Below are 15,797 nucleotides of genomic sequence, written 5' to 3'. Positions count from 1 at the left end.
TCAAAAAGTACTTTAAAGAGAAGTAATCCTCCGTAATTCGTTAGATTTCCACCATCAAAAGAAAAAGTGTTGTTTTTAGAATTGTAATTTGTTAGACTGAACATATGGGTTTCCTTTCTATTTTGATTTGGTTTGCGCTTATATCATAAAGGGGAAATCCTTTTTTGTCCAGTCAAAAGTCTCACCTAATGGGTGAAAATCAAAAACTTCCAGAAACCATGATGTATCAGCGATTCTGGAAGTTTTTTTAGTTATGTATGAATAATTTGGGTTAGAATGTTGTTTTAAATCTAACGATAATTCCTAGACAGCAAAAGACCTTGTCCAATTCGGGCAAGGTCTTTTGTGGTAGGATGGGTGTGTCGTCTCTTTTCAATAGGATTATAGTTCGGTGAGTAGGGAGTACGCGGTAAAAGTCTGTGTTGTTGTTCCTCACGTAGAACGTTTATATTCATTCGATTTCAAAACCTGATACTCATTCAGAATCAAAATTAGCAGATATCCATTCTCTATGGACAATCGATCGTAAGCGAGTAGTTGATAAGCTTTGGATAACTTCTTGAAGCCTATCAATGACTGATTCCAATGTTTGAAAAGTTCTATTTTTGAAGCCACGTTTACGGATTTCTGCCCAAACTTGTTCTATTGGATTCATCTCAGGAGTATAAGGGGGTATGAATGTAAATTCAATATTCTCAGGTATTTCAAGGGTCTGAGATTTATGCCAAACGGCATTATCCATAACTAAAATCAAATAGTCATTGGGATAAGCTTCTGATAATTGAGATAGAAACTCATTCATCCAAGCGCTATTGCACTCTCCGGCAATTATGAAAAAGGACTCTCCTGAATGGGCATCCACAGCACCATAGCAATAACGAAATTCTCGGATATGGTGACTAGAGACAGTCGGACGATGTCCACTAGGACTCCAACAAGAGCCCAATTTACTAATTCTCCCGAAACTAGCTTCATCTTGGTACATTAAGCGAGTCTTAGTGTCTGCTTTTTTGGGATGTTCAGGACGAGGAGAAACTTTTCTCCATCCATTACGCTTTAGCAGTCGATAAAAACCATCTTTGGTGGTTTTACGACCGATCTGCTCTTGGTAAGCTTCATAGAGAGAGTCGATTGTTATAAACTCACCCTTTATAGCAGAAGCTAGCTGTTGACTTAAAAATTCCTGTTCTTCATCAACCGTCATATAAGCATGCCGGCGACCTCCTCGAGCATCAGAAACAAGGGCCTGTAAACCATCTTCTAGATATTTCTTAGTTAGTCTCCAAATAGTATCATGAGAAAGATCAAGTATCTCCATAATAGTCTTATAGGGAGTATTAGTCGCTCTAAGATAAACCGCTTGAATTCGTTTGTGGTAGGAGGATAAATCTTTAGTTTTTAGGGCAGTTTTTAGTTCGTTAATCATTTCATCTGTAAATTTCATAACTCTATTTCTATAACAATTGTCTGTATTTTACTTCAATCCATTATAGATAACAAAAAGTCTCCAAAGTCAGAGTTTTTACTCAAGACTTTGGAGACTTTTTATCTACCCCGTTATTAGGCGCTTGCTTTTCAAAAATCAAATTTGGTCATTAGCAGTCTGTTCTGCCAGTTCCAATACTGCATGCGATTCACTTTCTGGTTAGTTGTCTAGATTATTGCTTAAAGGTGACCTGCGTTAAAAGCTAATTGAGCCGTCGTGTGCTAGATTAGGAAGCATGATGGTGTGAGGAGAGTTGGACAGTTGATTAGCTTGTTTGAGCGAATGAACCACTGTGTTGCGGTTATTTCACTAACTAAAAATAGGAAGGTTGAGATTTTTGTCCCAGTCTCCCCTCACTTGATTGATTATACCGATCTTCTAAACTTGGCTGTCCTTCCAACGGAGAGCAAGTTTTCGAGAGAGGCTGGAGATTAAGAAATTAATAATAAAATAAGTTAAAGCCACTAAAGCATAGAGTGTAAATACTTGTTCTGGTTGGAAGTGGCGTCCCATTAAAATTTGACTTTTTCCGAATAGTTCTTGAAGAGCAATAACCGAGTAGAGGAAGGAGGTGTCTTTTATTACGGTCACGAATTGTGAAATAATTGCCGGCAGCATTTTGCGGAAGGCCTGTGGGAAGATAATGAGGGTGAAAATTTGATAACTGGTAAAACCTTGAGATAGGCCAGCCTCTGTCTGTCCATGATCAATAGAGTTGAGACCGCCTCGAATGATTTCCGCTAGAGCTGCTGAGGTAAAAATGGTAAAGGATAGAATCCCTGCAGGGAGAGATTTAACCTGAAAGACCAAAAAGATAATGAAAATCCACAATAGGTTAGGTACATTTCTGACGAACTCAATATAAATGCCTGCTATGAGTTTTAATAAAGGATTGTTACTGTTTCGCATTAGCGCTAGAAGGGTACCCAATATGGTGGATAATAGGATGGCGGACACAGAAATGAGGAGGGTAAGACCTAAGCCTTGTAGAAGGAAGATTAGGTTGTAACTGGTAAAAAGTTCAGACATAGAATTTCCTTTCTAAATTAAAGCGTGTAGGTCTGCTTATTAGCTTCTTCAATTTTCCTACCCCAGCTAGCTAATGGGAAACACAGAATAAAGTAGAGTAGGGCGGCACCAGCGAAGGCTGGGACATAATTGGTACTCTCGAAAGCCCAGGATTTAGCGACGAACATGATGTCTGCACCGGAGATAATTGCAACGGTTGCGGTGTTTTTTATGAGGTTTACGACTTGGTTGGTTAGCGGTGGTAGAATTGTACGAATTGCTTGAGGAATGATGATGAGCCTCATTGTTTCCGTATAGCTAAAACCTTGGGAGAGGGCTGCCTCTGTTTGTCCTTTGGGGACAGACTCGATACCCGAACGAAACACTTCAGCGATATAGGCCCCGTGATAGAAAGCGACGCAAAGAATGCCGGTCCAAAAAGCCGAAATCATAATAGCTCCTTGCGATACAATGGCGAGACCATAATAAACAAATACAAAGTGAACAAGAAGAGGGGTATTCTGGAAAAATTCTACAAAAATACGTGAACAGATTCGAGCGACTTTGTTGTGACTAGATGCCATGATGGCAAAAACGATTCCCAGGAGCATTGCTACAGTAAGAGCACCTATGGATAAACCAAGTGTGTAAAGGAATCCTTGAAAGAAATTAGCAGATTCTTGAAATAGAGCAGCCCATTTATTTAGTGCAAAGGGGCTGGAAGAGATGGTTGTAAGAAACATAGTCCCTCCTTAGTTTTCAGTTGGTAATGCGGATTTGAGATTGTAGGTATCCTGAATTTTTTTGAGGCTACCATCTTTGGTCCATTTTTCAATAAGAACATTGATATAGCTGATGAATTCATTGTTGGATTTTTTACTGGCAATACCATATTCTTGAGTATTGAATCCTTGATTTAGGATTTTAGTTTGCTTACTGGTGTAACCGGATAGAATGGATTTATCGACTGAAAAAGCATCGATACGTTGTGCATAGAGAGAAATGGCTAATTCAGGAAAGGAGCCCAATTCTACAAAATTAAAAGAAAGGTTGTTTTCTTTGGCGAAAGCTTGGAGATTGGTCTTGGTTGTTGAACCTTGGGTGACACCAATGGTTTTACCATCTAAATTTTTTGGATTCTGAATACCGGATTTTTGATTGACCAAAAATCCGATTTGGTCGTAATAGTAGGGGGTAGAGATAGCGTAAGATTCTTGCCTTTGTGGGGTTATGGTGTAAGTGGCGATGATAAGGTCGACTTGCCCGTTATCCATCAAGGGTTCCCGAGTGTGGGAGGTTACAGGTGTATACTCGATTTTCACACCAAGTTCCTGTGCGATTTTTTTGGCGATATCAATTTCCATGCCGTGGTATTGATTATCCTGTGGATCTAGGTATCCGAAGTTTGGTACGTCTTGTTTGACACCGACACGTAGGGTTCCTGAGTCCTTAATCTTTTGGATTTGATCTGGAAGATCGGTAGCTGTAACACTACTGGAAAAGAAGAGGAGGGTCAAGAAGAAACCAACTAAAAAGTTGAAGCATTTCATAAGTTTCATAGTATCCTCCTAATCCTCTTGAACCTTATCGCTAGTATGATTGATGATTTTACTTAGGAATTGTTGGGCTCTTGGTTCTTGCGGATTATCGAAGAAACCATGAACATCAGTTGTATCAACAAGAATTTCTCCGTCAGCCATAAAGATGATACGATCGGCCACTTCACGTGCGAAGCCCATTTCATGAGTTACAACGACCATATTGGTTCCGCTTCGTGCTAATTTTTGCATAACAGCTAGAACATCTCCGATGGTTTCCGGATCTAAGGCGGAAGTCGGTTCGTCAAAGAGGAGTAATTCAGGCTTCATGGCTAATCCTCGGGCAATAGCAACTCGCTGTTTTTGTCCGCCGGATAACATACCTGGGTAGGAATCTTTACGATCCCACATATTTACATAGGTGAGGTATTTTTCGGCCAGGTTCAAGGCTTCCTGTGGATCCATCCCCAATACTTTGGTGGGTGCTAAGGTTACATTCTCCAAGACAGTTTTGTGAGGATAAAGGTTGAAGTGTTGAAAGACCATTCCCACTTCTTTTCGTAGTTGGACTAAATCCCTTGCAGATGCATGAACCAGCTCATGTCCATTCACTATAAGACTACCGGTTTCAATAGACTCTAATCCATTTATGGTTCTTATAAGAGTTGATTTACCAGAACCTGATGGCCCTAATAAGACGACGACTTGACTTTTCTCGATTTCGAGATTGATATTTTTAAGAGCGTGGTAAGTACCGTAATATTTTTCGACATTTTTGAATTGAATAAGTGGCATATTTTTCTCCTTTCTGTTAGAAAACCTTTTCTATTTTTATTATTCTATCAAAGCCAAGGGGAATTTGCAATAAATGATGTCACAAAACCTAACACATATACACTAGCTGTTTTAAAAAATAAAAGGAAGAGCGATTTGGAATGTGGGAAAGTTGCTAGAGAGTTTTTATCAAGTTAGAGAGCCTTGTTATTTCCGTCACCGAAAAAATCAGGAGGAGTCAGGTGTCCCTTGTAAAACATAACATTTTATAGTTGTCAATGATTTGTTTCAAATTGTCAGCTATATTTCTTGCATTTGTCTTTATTGTGTGAGAAAATGACAATTGAAAAATAATATTTAGGAGAGGATTTCTATGCAAAATAGGAAAAAGTCTAAGGGGTTTCCCTTTGAAACGCGTCAGCGTTTTTCCATTCGAAAGTTTAATGTAGGGGTTGCATCAGTAGCAATTGCTGCTTTTATGATCATGGGAACAGATGTATCTGCCAGTGAGTTAGAGGCTGCTACGACAGCCAGTGCTGTACAGGTAGGAGAGCAAAAGGAGCCTGCCGAGGAGGAACCTCAGGCGGTTGATACGAAAGTTGCGGAAACTACTGCAACGACTCCGACTGCTGAAACTCCAGAACAGCCAGTTGCGACAGAAGAAAAAACAGTAGAAGCTGAAAAAGATGCTGCTGTTAAAGAAGAAACAGCTTCTACAGAAGAGACGAAAAAAGAAACTTCAACAGAAGCTAAATCTGAAACAAAACCAGCTGCTACAGATTCTTCGAACACGACTAGCTCATCTAAGAGTGAAACTCGTAAAGTAGAGATTCCTTATACTGTTACTTATGTGAACCAAGCAACGCAACAAGTTATTGCTTCGGAAGAAAAGGTGGCGGAAGTCGTAACGTCAGATAGCAAGGCTGTAACGACTATTCAAGTGAATCCTAAAGAATTGCCTGCAGGTTACCAATTGGCTAAGGGAGAAGAGTTAAAATTAACCCAGCAAATCGCTGAGTTGCAACAAAACCAATTGCTCTTTGCGCTTGTGCCAACAACGACTTCAACTGATAGCAGCTCTCGCCGTCGTTCTGCAGCTTTTCGAGGAATTGCTTTCCGAAATACAGGTACACAAGCGGATGATGATACATTAGTTCCACGTGACCGTGCAGTTAATATCGGTCATGAGGATATGGATAAACAAGCGGATCGATCTGTAGTTACTAGGTCACACCCTACGGGGACGAAATATGCTTTCAAAGAACGCCCTGATGGCCGACCAGCAGTTGATGTTACGATTCCAGGTCTACAAAAACCAACGGTTGTAGTGACGTACCCTGATGGATCCCAAAATGAAGTGGTTGTTAATGTTCGGGTTTTGCTCTATGATCCCGCTAAGACATTCGTAGCCGATCGCAATAACCTGACAGCGGTTGAAAAACAAGCGATTGTAGACGCAATAAAGGCTGTACCAAAAAACCAGAACGTCAATCCAACGTCTACATTCTCAGTTGCAAACGATGGTTCCGTAACAGTGACGAATTACGATGGTAGTACATGGGTTATGGATAAGAGTAAAACCATTACCTTTAATCCAGATATTGCTGATCTAACAGATGACACTGTAGCTAAAGGTGCTTCTTTTTCAAAAACAGTTGATATTGCCGTTGCTGAAGGGAATGCTGTGGTTGAAACTACAGGTCTTCCTGCCGGATTGGCATATAATGCGAATGATAGAACCATTACTGGAACGCCAACATCTGAAAAAGGTGATTATCCTGTAACAGTCACAGTTAGAGATGGAGCTGGTAGGGAATCTACAAAGTCATTTGTGATTCATGTGACAGATAAAGATTCTCTTAAAGAGATAGCAGATCAAAATGAAGAAGCCAAAGCTGACAATAATTATGTAGACGCAAGTCAAGATAAAAAAGCTGCCTATGATAAAGCAGTTGAAGATGCTAAAAAGGTACTAGAAAATCCAAGTGCAACTCAAGCAGAAATTGATGCAGCTAAAGATGCATTGAATAATGCCAAAAATGACTTGAATGGAAATGCAAATCTTCAAGAAAACAAAAATAATGCTATTGCTGAACTTGAACAAGCGGCAAATGATAAGGTGTCTGCTATTGATGCTAATCCTAACTTGACTAATGAAGAAAAAGAAGCGGCTAAAAAGGCTGTTAATGATGCAGCTAAAGATGCGAAAGATGCTATTAATAATGCGACTAGCTCAGATGCTGTTAAGCAGGAAAAAACATCTGGTCTAGACGGGATTTCGAAAGCTGAGCCTGAAAAAACTGCTAAAGATACTGCTAAGGAAGCTCTAGACAAAGCAGCGGATGCTAAGAAAGCAGCGATTGATGCCAATGATAGTCTAACAGCTGAAGAAAAAGCAGCAGCGAGGAACGAAGTTGATAAAGCCACAGCAGCAGCTAAAGATGCGGTAGATTCAGCGACAACAAATACCGGTGTTGAATCAGCTCAACGAGCAGGTGAAGTAGCCGTTGCGGGTGTCAAAGAAGACCCAGCAGCTAAAAATGCAGCTAAGGAAGCTCTAGACAAAGCAGCGGAAGCTAAGAAAGCAGCGATTGATGCTAACGACAGTCTAACAACTGAAGAAAAAGCAGCAGCGAAGAAAGAAGTTGCTAAAGCCACAGCAGACGCTAAGAAAGCGGTAGATTCGGCGACAAGCAATGCTGGTGTTGAAGATGCAAAAACAGCTGGTGAGACAGCAGTTGCTGATGTCAAAGAAGATCCAGCAGCCAAAAATGCAGCTAAGGAAGCTCTAGACAAAGCAGCGGATGCTAAAAAAGCAGCGATTGATGCTAATGATAGTCTAACAGCTGAAGAAAAAGCGGCGGCTAAGAAAGAAGTTGACAAAGCCACAGCAGCAGCTAAAGATGCAGTTGATGCAGCGACAACAAATGCAGGAGTTGAATCAGCTCAACGAGCAGGTGAAGTAGCTGTTGCCGATGCTAAAGAAGACCCAGCAGCCAAAAATGCAGCCAAGGACGCTCTAGACAAAGCAGCGGATGCTAAAAAAGCAGCGATTGATACCAACGATAGTCTAACAGCTGAAGAAAAAGCAGCAGCGAAGAAAGAAGTTGACAAAGCCACAGCAGATGCGAAAAAGGCTGTAGATGCAGCGACAACGAATGCCGGTGTTGAAGCAGCAAAACCAGCTGGTGAGACAGCCGTTGCAGATGTTAAAGAAGATCCAGCAGCCAAAAATGCAGCTAAGGAAGCTCTAGACAAAGCAGCAGAGGCTAAGAAAGCAGCGATTGATACTAACGATAGTCTAACAGCGGAAGAAAAAGCTGCGGCTAAGAAGGAAGTTGACAAAGCAATAGCAGCAGCTAAAGATGCGGTTGACGCAGCGACAACAAATGCAGGCGTTGAATCAGCCCAACGAGCAGGTGAGACAGCCGTTGCCGATGTCAAAGAAGACCCAGCAGCCAAAAATGCAGCTAAGGACGCTCTAGACAAAGCAGCGGATGCTAAGAAAGCAGCGATTGATGCTAACGACAGTCTCACAGCTGAAGAAAAAGCAGCAGCGAAGAAAGAAGTTGACAAAGCCACAGCAGATGCGAAAAAGGCTGTTGAAGCAGCGAAAACGAATGCCGATGTTGAATCAGCTCAACGAGCAGGTGAGACAGCCGTTTCAGATGTTAAAGAAGATCCAGCAGCGAAGACAGCAGCCAAGGACGCTCTAGACAAAGCAGCGGATGCTAAAAAATCAGCGATTGATGCCAATGATAGTCTCACAGCTGAAGAAAAATCAGCGGCTAAGAAGGAAGTTGACAAAGCAACAGCAGCAGCTAAAGATGCAGTAGATGCAGCGACAAGCAATGCTGGTGTTGAATCAGCCCAACGAGCAGGTGAAGTAGCGGTTTCAGATGTTAAAGAAGATCCAGCAGCCAAGACAGCAGCCAAGGACGCTCTAGACAAAGCAGCGGATGCTAAGAAATCAGCGATTGATACTAACGACAGTCTCACAGCTGAAGAAAAAGCGGCGGCTAAGAAAGAAGTTGACAAAGCCACAGCAGATGCGAAAAAGGCTGTTGATGCAGCGAAAACGAATGCCGATGTTGAAGCAGCGAAAACAGCTGGTGAGACAGCCGTTTCAGATGTTAAAGAAGATCCAGCAGCGAAGACAGCAGCCAAGGACGCTCTAGACAAAGCAGCAGAGGCTAAGAAAGCAGCGATTGAAGCCAATGATAGTCTCACAGCTGAAGAAAAAGCTGCGGCTAAGAAGGAAGTTGACAAAGCAACAGCAGCAGCTAAAGATGCGGTTGACGCAGCGACAACAAATGCAGGCGTTGAATCAGCCCAACGAGCTGGTGAGACAGCCGTTGCAGATGTTAAAGAAGATCCAGCAGCCAAGACAGCAGCCAAGGAAGCTCTAGACAAAGCAGCAGACGCTAAGAAAGCAGCAATTGATGCTAACGATAGTCTCACAGCTGAAGAAAAAGCAGCAGCGAAGAAAGAGGTTGACAAAGCCACAGCAGATGCCAAAAAAGCGGTAGATGCAGCGACAACAAATGCTGGTGTTGAAGCAGCGAAAACAGCTGGTGAGACAGCCGTTTCAGATGTTAAAGAAGATCCAGCAGCGAAAACAGCAGCCAAGGACGCTCTAGACAAAGCAGCGGATGCTAAGAAAGCAGCGATTGATGCTAACGACAGTCTCACAGCTGAAGAAAAAGCAGCAGCGAAGAAAGAAGTTGATCAAGTAACAGCAGACGCTAAGAAAGCGGTAGATGCAGCGACAACAAATGCTGGTGTTGAAGAAGCGAAATCAATTGGTGAATTAGAAGTTTTAGGTGTCAAAGAAGATCCAGCAGCTAAGAAAGCTGCTAAGGACGCTCTAGACAAAGCAGCGGATGCTAAGAAAGCAGCGATTGATGCTAACGACAGTCTCACAGCTGAAGAAAAAGCAGCAGCGAAGAAAGAAGTTGACAAAGCCACAGCAGCAGCTAAAAAAGCGGTAGATGCGGCGACAAGTAATGCTGGTGTTGAAGCAGCGAAAACAGCTGGTGAGCTAGAAGTTTCAAATGTGAAGGAAGACCCAGCAGCGAAAACAGCAGCCAAGGAAGCTCTAGACAAAGCAGCAGAGGCTAAGAAAGCAGCGATTGATGCTAACGAAAGTCTCACAGCTGAGGAAAAAGCAGCAGCGAAGAAAGAAGTTGACAAAGCCACAGCAGCAGCTAAAGATGCGGTAGATGCGGCGACAACGAATGCCGGTGTTGAATCAGCTCAACGAGCAGGTGAAGTAGCGGTTTCAGATGTCAAAGAAGACCCAGCAGCCAAGACATCAGCTAAGAAAGCTCTGGATGACGCAGCAGATGCTAAGAAAGCAGCGATTGATGCTAACGACAGTCTCACAGCTGAAGAAAAAGCAGCAGCGAAGAAAGAAGTTGACAAAGCCACAGCAGCAGCTAAAGATGCAGTAGATGCGGCGACAACGAATGCCGGTGTTGAATCAGCTCAACGAGCAGGTGAAGTAGCGGTTTCAGATGTCAAAGAAGATCCAGCAGCCAAGACAGCAGCCAAGGATGCTCTTGACAAAGCAGCAGAGGCTAAGAAAGCAGCAATTGATACTAACGATAGTCTCACAGCTGAAGAAAAAGCAGCAGCGAAGAAAGAAGTTGACAAAGCAACAGCAGATGCCAAAAAAGCGGTAGATGCAGCGACAACAAATGCTGGTGTTGAAGAAGCGAAAACAGCTGGTGAGAGAGCCGTTTCAGATGTCAAAGAAGATCCAGCAGCCAAAAATGCAGCTAAGGAAGCTCTAGACAAAGCAGCGGCAGCTAAGAAAGCAGCGATTGATGCCAACGACAGTCTCACAGCTGAAGAAAAAGCAGCAGCGAAGAAAGAAGTTGACAAAGCAACAGCAGCAGCTAAAGATGCGGTAGATGCGGCGACAACGAATGCCGGTGTTGAATCAGCTCAACGAGCAGGTGAAGTAGCGGTTTCAGATGTCAAAGAAGACCCAGCAACGAAGACATCAGCTAAGAAAGCTCTAGATGACGCAGCGGACGTTAAGAAAGCAGCGATTGATGCTAACGATAGTCTCACAGCTGAAGAAAAAGTAGCGGCTAAGGAAGCAGTAGATGCTGAGGTTGCTAAGGCTAAAGCAGCAGTTGATACTGCAACAACGAATGCTAACGTCGAATCAGCTAAAGTTACGGGTGAAACAGCCATTAAGGCAGTCTCAGAAACACCAGTAGCGAAGAATACTGCTAAGAAAGCTTTGGATGACGCAGCGAACGCTAAGAAAGCAGCGATTGATGCCAATGATAGTCTCACAGCTGAGGAAAAAGCAGCAGCGAAGAAAGAAGTTGATCAAGCAACAGCAGCAGCTAAAGATGCGGTTGACGCAGCGACAACCAATGCTGGTGTTGAATCAGCTCAACGAGCAGGTGAAGTAGCGGTTGCCGATGTGAAAGAAGATCCAGCAGCGAAGACAGCAGCCAAGAAAGCTCTAGATGCCGCAGCGGACGCTAAGAAAGCAGCAATTGATGCCAACGACAGTCTCACAGCTGAAGAAAAAGCAGCAGCGAAGAAAGAAGTTGACAAAGCCACAGCAGAAGCTAAAGATGCGGTTGACGCAGCGACAACAAATGCTGGTGTTGAATCAGCTCAACGAGCAGGTGAAGTAGCGGTTGCCGATGTGAAAGAAGACCCAGCAGCCAAGACAGCAGCTAAGAAAGCTCTGGATGAAGCAGCGGACGCTAAGAAGGCAGCGATTGATGCCAACGATGGTCTAACAGCTGAAGAAAAAGCAGCGGCTAAGGAAACAGTAGATACCGAGGTTGCTAAAGCTAAAGCAGCAGTAGATGCGGCAACAACGAATGCAGGTGTTGAATCTTCTGCGAATGCAGGCGAGCAGGCCATTAAGGCAGTTTCAGAAGCACCAGTAGCGAAAGATACTGCTAAGCAAGCCATTGATGATGCTGCTACAGCCAAGAAGGCAGAAATCGATTCTCGTTCTGATTTGACAGACGAAGAAAAAGTAGCGGCTAAGGAAGCAGTAGATACCGAGGTTGCTAAAGCCAAAGCAGCAGTAGATGCGGCAACAACGAATGCAGCCGTTGAATCTGCTAAGAATGCCGGTGTTGATACAATTAAGCCTATTAATCCAGCTCCAGTAATGAAGGAAACTGCTAAGAATGCCATCGATGAAGCAGCGAACGCTAAGAAGGCAGCGATTGATGCCAACGATGGTCTAACAGCTGAAGAAAAAGCAGCTGCTAAGGAAGCAGTAGATACCGAGGTTGCTAAAGCTAAAGCAGCAGTAGATGCAGCAACAACGAATGCAGGCGTTGAATCTTCTGCGAATGCAGGCGAGCAAGCCATTAAGGCAGTTTCAGAAGCACCAGTAGCGAAAGATACTGCTAAGCAAGCCATTGATGAATCTGCTACAGCGAAGAAGGCAGAAATCGATTCTCGTTCTGATTTGACAGACGAAGAAAAAGCAGCAGCGAAGGAAGCAGTAGATACCGAGGCTGCTAAAGCCAAAGCAGCAGTAGATGCGGCAACAATGAATGCAGACGTTGACTCTGCTAAGGGTGTAGGTGTTGATACTATCAAGGCTATCAACCCAGTAGCAGTAACGAAGGATGCTGCTAAGCAAGCCATCGATGATGCTGCTACAGCCAAGAAGGCAGAAATCGATTCTCGTTCTGATTTGACAGCTGAAGAAAAAGCAGCTGCTAAGGAAGCAGTAGATGCCGAAGCTGCTAAATCTAAAGCAGCGATTGATGCAGCCACAACGAATGCCGGTGTTGAGTCTGCTAAGGGTGCTAGTGTTGATACTATCAAGGCTAACAACCCAGCTGCAGTAACGAAGGACGCTGCTAAGCAAGCCATCGATGAAGCTGCAGCTAAAGCTAAAGCTGAAATTGATAGTCGAACTGATTTGACGGACGCAGAGAAGGCAATTGCTAAGGCAAAAATCGATGAAGCTGCAGCTAAAGCTAAAGCAGCGATTGATGCAGCCACAACAAATGCTGCTGTTACATCGGCTCAAAAAGCTGAGATTGAAGCAATTTCTACAATCAATTCTGATAGTAGCAGTGTTAAATCAAGTAAAGGGACAACTGCTAAAGGGACAACTGCTGTTTCTAGAATGACAGATACAGATATGCGTAAATTGCCAAATACAGGTGAGGAGTCCAACCAAATGTTGGCGGCAACAGGTTTAGCAATGATGGGTATGCTTGCAGGCGTTCGTACTCGTCGTAAAAAAGAAGAAAACTAAAAAACCGCTTATTTTGCATTAGGTTATGGTCCTACCAGTAGTATTAATTTTTCTTGATGTTTTTCCTGTAGAGCAGATATCGGGGAATGAAGCAGAGAGAAATCTAAGCTTATGACTAAAGCCACAGACAGATAAAACTAAGCAAATGCTATGTTTAATGAATCTGTCTGTGGTTTTCTTTTTATATATTCTGCTATTGGGGGCTTATGTTGTAGACAATATTACTTGAATAGCTTTCATACTTATGTGATAATAGATAGCGATACATAGTCAATAGAGAGGATATACATGCAAAATAAAAAAAAGAAATTTCCATTTGAAACCCGACAACGTTTTTCAATTCGAAAATTTAATATAGGTGTTGCTTCAGTTGCAATTTCCTCATTTTTTGTATTTGGAGATTCTGTCAGCGCTAATGAAGTTGAACTGAAATCTGATGAGCAAACTATTTTAGAGAAAGATAATTCATCGGCTGATTCTGAATTAGAATCTAATTCAATTTATCTAGCTGACCCAGTTTTTCTTGAACCATCTATTGAGGAAAAAGAAGAGGGGGATGCTACTGCTTCTCATAAAACCTCTGATGAAAAAGTAGTAGAAGTTACAAAGGAATCAAGCAAGGTTGAAGCTCCTAAAGAGATTGAAGAAAAAAGTTCGGATATTCATTCTTTCGATAATCACAATGAATCTAGAGAAGTAACCATTCCATACACTGTTACCTTTGTAAATCAGGAAACAAAAGAAGTTGTACGCTCTGAAGAAAAAACAGTCACTGTTTTAACCGATGATAAACCAGTTGTAATTTCTATTACGCTGGATCCAACTCAGATTCCAGTAGGTTACAAACTCGCTTCAAGTGAAGTAGATAAATTGACTCAAGAAATTCATGAGCTTCAGCAGAATCAATTGCTTTTTGCCCTAGTTCCAACTGCAAATGGTGACTCTTCTTCTCGCCGAAGAAACGGAAGTATGCGAAATTCTGTTTTCCGAAACGGGGATACAATGGCGGATAGGAATGAGTTAATTCCGCGTGAACGTGCTGTAAATATTAATCACGCAAATATGCAAAACCAAGCAGATCGATCTGTTGTTACAACTTATCATCCTAAGGGGACCTCCTATTCATTTAAGGAATTCCCTGATATGAGTATTCCTGGTCTAAAAAGGCCAACGGTTATTGCGACTTATCCAGATGGATCAAGAGATGAGATAGTCGTTCCTATTACTGTTTTACTTTATGATCCAGTAAAGACATTTGTAGCTAATCCCAATAACTTGACAGAGGCCGAAAAACAAGCAGTTGTGGATGCGATAAAGGCAGTACCACTAAATAATGGGCTCAATCCAACATCTACATTTTCAGTGGCAAATGATGGTACTGTAACAGTTACGAACTACGATGGTAGTACCTCGGTTATGGATAAGAGTAAAACCATCATTTTTAACCCAGATATTGCTTCTTTGACTGATGAAACTGTTGCCAAAGGCGCTTCTTTTCAAAAAAACATTAACTTTACAATCTCGCAAGGAAATCCAACGGTAACGGTAACGGGATTACCAGCTGGGTTAAAATATGCGAATAAAACGATTACTGGAAATCCTACATCAGAAAAGGGTGATTATAATGTAACCGTAAGAGTTAGAGATGGAGCTGGTAGGGAATCTACAAAGTCATTTGTGATTCATGTTACAGATAAGGAAACACTTAAAAATACTGTTAATCAAAATACTTCAACTAAATCCGATGATAGTTACACAGATGCAAGTCAAGATAAAAAGGATGCTTATGATAAAGCAGTTGAGGATGCTAATAAAGTCATTCAAAATCCAAGTGCCAGTCAGGCTGAAATTGATGCAGCTAAGCAGGCGATAGAAGATGCTAAAAGTGGACTGGATGGAAAATCAAATATAAAAAATGGAGCGAAGGATGCTATTGATCAAGCAGCAAATGATCAAAAGGCGTCTATTGATGCCAGGAGTGATTTAACAACTGAAGAAAAAGAGATAGCTAAATCTCAGATTGATTCTGAGGTGACAAAAGCAAAAGAAGCCGTGGATACTGCTACGAATAAATCAGATGTTGAATCTGCAAAAAATACTGGTGTTGAGACTATCTCTAAAGTCAATCCGGATGCAGATACCAAAAACACAGCTAAACAGGCTATAGATACTGCTGTCCAAGCTAAGAAGTCAGAGATTGACGCTCGCTCTGATTTAACAGATGAAGAGAAGGAAGCCGCTAAGTCTGAAGTTGATGAGAAGGCAAGTGAGGCTAAGCGAGCAGTTGATTCTGCAAGCACGCAAGAAGCAGTCACATCAGCGAAGGATGCAGGTGTAACAGCTATCAATTCAGTAAATCCATCGCCAGTGGCTAAGAATGAAGCCAAGCAAGCGATTGACGAATCCGCAGCCGCTAAGAAGTCAGAGATTGAGTCCCGCTCTGATTTAACAGATGAAGAGAAAGAAGCTGCTAAGTCTGAAGTTGATGAGAAGGCAAGTGAGGCTAAGCAAGCAGTTGATTCTGCAAGCACGCAGGAAGCAGTCAAATCAACGAAGGATTCAGGTGTAACAGCTATCAATTCAGTGAATCCATCGCCAGTGGCTAAGCCTGAAGCGAAGAAAGCCGTCGATGAAGCCGCTCAAGCCAAGAAGGATGAAATTGACGCTCGCTCTGATCTAACAGACGAAGAGAAAGCAGCAGCTAAGGCTCAAGTTGATGCAGAAGCAG

7 protein-coding genes are annotated in these 15,797 nt (G+C 42.5%); 2 read left to right on the top strand and 5 right to left on the bottom strand.

Translation table 11 applies throughout. From position 1 onward, the window contains the following. Window positions 1-475: 475 nt before the first annotated feature. The 5 genes from E4T71_RS06495 to E4T71_RS06475 all read right to left on the bottom strand — a co-directional run bounded on the left by E4T71_RS06495 (window position 476) and on the right by E4T71_RS06475 (window position 4,827). A complete protein-coding gene (locus tag E4T71_RS06495) occupies window positions 476-1,444 on the bottom strand; it encodes an IS630 family transposase (RefSeq protein WP_135038253.1) in 969 nt (322 codons plus the stop codon). Window positions 1,445-1,864: 420 nt separating this feature from the next. Continuing rightward, complete coding sequence (locus E4T71_RS06490) at window positions 1,865-2,515, bottom strand: amino acid ABC transporter permease (RefSeq protein ID WP_135038251.1); 651 nt, start codon at window positions 2,513-2,515, stop codon at window positions 1,865-1,867. Window positions 2,516-2,532: 17 nt separating this feature from the next. Beyond that, entirely contained in the window at window positions 2,533-3,237 is a 705-nt protein-coding gene (locus E4T71_RS06485; protein ID WP_135038249.1) for an amino acid ABC transporter permease, read from the bottom strand. Window positions 3,238-3,246: 9 nt separating this feature from the next. Beyond that, entirely contained in the window at window positions 3,247-4,053 is an 807-nt protein-coding gene (locus E4T71_RS06480; RefSeq protein ID WP_135038247.1) for a transporter substrate-binding domain-containing protein, read from the bottom strand. Between the two features lie 9 nt (window positions 4,054-4,062). After that, on the bottom strand, window positions 4,063-4,827 hold the full coding sequence (locus tag E4T71_RS06475) for an amino acid ABC transporter ATP-binding protein (protein WP_135038245.1): 765 nt from the start codon (window positions 4,825-4,827) through the stop codon (window positions 4,063-4,065). 352 nt (window positions 4,828-5,179) lie between these two features. Between E4T71_RS06475 and E4T71_RS06470 the strand changes: the two genes are divergently transcribed. Continuing rightward, window positions 5,180-13,069 carry a DUF1542 domain-containing protein gene (locus E4T71_RS06470; protein ID WP_135038243.1) on the top strand — a complete coding sequence of 2,630 codons (7,890 nt, stop codon included), beginning with the start codon at window positions 5,180-5,182 and terminating at the stop codon, window positions 13,067-13,069. A gap of 288 nt (window positions 13,070-13,357) precedes the next feature. Beyond that, the coding region (locus E4T71_RS06465) for a DUF1542 domain-containing protein (protein ID WP_135038241.1) at window positions 13,358-15,797 on the top strand (2,440 nt) is incomplete at its 3' end.

The sequence above is a fragment of the Streptococcus sp. WM07 genome (genome assembly GCF_004570525.1).
Taxonomy (GTDB): Bacteria; Bacillota; Bacilli; order Lactobacillales; family Streptococcaceae; genus Streptococcus.
Note: the sequence above shows the minus strand (reverse complement) of the source record. Positions and strands in the feature narration are given on the sequence as shown.

Coding starts and splice junctions, on each gene's coding strand:
- E4T71_RS06475 (WP_135038245.1), bottom strand. CDS start 4,827: ATGCCACTTATTCAATTCAAAAATGTCGAAAAATATTACGGTACTTAC.
- E4T71_RS06480 (WP_135038247.1), bottom strand. CDS start 4,053: ATGAAACTTATGAAATGCTTCAACTTTTTAGTTGGTTTCTTCTTGACC.
- E4T71_RS06495 (WP_135038253.1), bottom strand. CDS start 1,444: ATGAAATTTACAGATGAAATGATTAACGAACTAAAAACTGCCCTAAAA.
- E4T71_RS06470 (WP_135038243.1), top strand. CDS start 5,180: ATGCAAAATAGGAAAAAGTCTAAGGGGTTTCCCTTTGAAACGCGTCAG.
- E4T71_RS06490 (WP_135038251.1), bottom strand. CDS start 2,515: ATGTCTGAACTTTTTACCAGTTACAACCTAATCTTCCTTCTACAAGGC.
- E4T71_RS06485 (WP_135038249.1), bottom strand. CDS start 3,237: ATGTTTCTTACAACCATCTCTTCCAGCCCCTTTGCACTAAATAAATGG.